The sequence below is a fragment of the Thermogutta sp. genome (assembly GCF_039793925.1).
In the GTDB taxonomy this organism is placed as follows: Bacteria; Planctomycetota; Planctomycetia; order Pirellulales; family Thermoguttaceae; genus Thermogutta.
Genome location: NZ_JBAMME010000330.1, coordinates 1 through 2,485 on the forward strand (window position 1 = coordinate 1; position 2,485 = coordinate 2,485).

At 58.0% G+C, this 2,485-nt stretch carries 1 protein-coding gene; it reads left to right on the plus strand.

Annotated elements, in window-relative coordinates; translation table 11 throughout:
• Positions 1 to 373 precede the first annotated feature (373 nt).
• On the plus strand, positions 374 to 2,443 hold the full coding sequence (locus ABJK56_RS17845; protein WP_347246036.1) for a glycoside hydrolase domain-containing protein: 2,070 nt from the start codon (positions 374 to 376) through the stop codon (positions 2,441 to 2,443).
• The last annotated feature ends 42 nt before the right edge of the window (positions 2,444 to 2,485 follow it).

The window sequence follows — 2,485 nt, forward strand, 5'->3', positions numbered from 1 at the left end:
AAGGTCCACCGGATCTGGTTTCCCTCTTGGGTGACGCGCGTGTCGGCGACTTTCCAGGTCCCATTCGTCCAATCATCCACTGGCGTCCAGACGGTCCGCGCCACGTCCGCTTCGAGGAATCCCAGGCCTCGTAGTCAAACACCGGGCTCGGTGGCCAGCCCCGGCAATTCCTCCTCGCCCAGGGCAGCGCGCCCGTTTCTACCCAGCACTCTTGCAGCCACCGAGAAATGGAGGACAATTGGGGTAGCCCTGGCAAGGCAGGAGAAGTTTGACGAGGCTCGTTCCCAAAACGCGTGGCGAGGGTCTTCGGCATCTTTGCGAGTTGTAGTCCGGGGACTTTCACAGATGGGCGCGGTATTCGAGGAGATGGTCAATGAGGCGCATGGTGGAAGCCAACCGACTTTCGCCGACAATTCCGAGGGCACCCTCAAGGAAGAGAGGCCTGGCGCAACTGGTTCTGGGTCTGGGAATCATCTTCACGGTGATGGCCGGGATCATGTCACTGGGAGAAGAACTTCAGGTGAAACCGCCCTGGCTGGGCAGTTCTGCCGGGCAAAGCGATGAACTCCTTCCGCCATGGACGCCGGTCGTGGTGGACGACCATGCTGTTCACGTGTGGGGACGCGTGTACCGATTCTCCGATCTTCCTTTCCCGTGTCAGATCATTTCGGCGTCCCAGGAAATGCTCGCCGGGCCTATCTCTCTGTGTGGGGCGTCAGCCGGCCAATCGCTCCACTGGAAGGGGACGCAGATGAGCGTTTTGGAAAACTCACCTATGCGAGCACGACTCCACATCCAGGCGACGGCCGATACCCTCGAATGCAACGCAACGGTCCACATCGAATATGATGGAATGCTCCGCTGCGACTTCCAGCTTCACCCCACTCGTCCTAAAGTGGCATTGGAAAAACTCGATCTGGAGATTCCTTTTCGGCCAGAACGGGCGAAGTATCTCCACTTTTGGCCGGGCCGGTGGGGGAGTGTGTTTAATTCCCAAGCCATTCCCCCCGACGGATACCAGATCTCCTTCAAACCGTTCTTCTGGATTGGCGATGAGGAAAGGGGACTAGCCTGGTTTGCCGAATCGGATCGAAATTTTTGGAATGTCGATCCAAATCGGGTAATTGAAGTCCGTCCGGGAAAGAATTCCACGGTTCTGACCATCCACCTTGTGGGCGAACCGCATCAGCTTGCGGCACCGCTGGAATATACGTTTGGCTTTCAGGCAACGCCGGTCAAACCGATGCAGCCAGACGCCTGGGATTACCGAATTTGCCACATGGGAAATTACGGCATCGAAGAGAATCCGCCGGGAATCCTCGATCGCTTGGCCGAGTATGGCGTGAAGACGATCTGCTTCCATGAACACTGGACTGATATCCAGAACTATCCCCGCACAACGCATGGAGAAAAACTCCGCAAATTGGTCAAAGCGTGTCACGAACGCGGCATCCAATTGCTCCTCTATCATGGATACGAAATGAGCACTTTGGCACCAGAATGGGAGCAATACCACGAGGAATGCCTCGTCTATCCCCGGGCGGGCGGATACAAGCGGAAGCCTGAGCAGACCGCCTACATTGTGTGTTACCGCAGCCATTGGCAGGACTTCCTTTGCGATGGGATTGCCAAACTGATGGAGGAGTACGACATCGACGGAGTTTACCTGGACGGGACCTCAGAGCCATGGGGATGCAGAAACCAGCGCCATGGCTGTGGCTACGTCAAGCCTGACGGATCAGTGGGGACAACCTATCCCATTTTCGCGGTCCGCCAGACGATGCGGCGAATTTACACGATTGTCAAAAAGCACAACCCAAATGGCCAGGTCAACGTCCACCAATCGACCTGCATGGTGATCCCGACCCTCGCCTTCGCCACGAGTTATTGGGACGGCGAGCACCTGCAGAGTATCAAGCGACCGGAGTTTCCTGGCGAGGTTTTGCCCCTGGATGCGTTCCGCGCGGAGTTCATGGGGCGGAACTGGGGTGTTCCGGCAGAACTTCTGTGGTATCCCAGCGGACCGTTCCAACGCCGGGAGGCAGAGGGTCTGGCCCTTCTTCACGACGTCCCCGTCAGGCCCAACAGGATGGAGGATGTCGCCGTTTCCGCGCGGATTTGGCGCGCGTTTGACGAGTTGGGGCGTCACGAGGCGGAATGGATCCCGTACTGGGAGAGCCCGCGCTTCGTCCGATGCCACCCGGATTCTGTGAAGGTGAGCCTTTACAACAGGCCAGGGCGGGGACTCATTGTTGTGGCCTTCAATCTTTCCCCCCAACAAGTTCGAGCCAGGTTGACGATCAACCTCTCGGCCCTGGAGCAGACAGAAGCGCTCACGGCGCAAGAAGTCGTCAGCGGAGCACCGGTGCCCTGGGCAGGAAACACCCTGGAACTCACGCTCGCCGGATTGGATTACGCGATGCTTCGGTTTCATCCCCGGTAAGTAACTCCTCGGGCCAGCCGTTGTAGATTGCTGTGCCGTCGG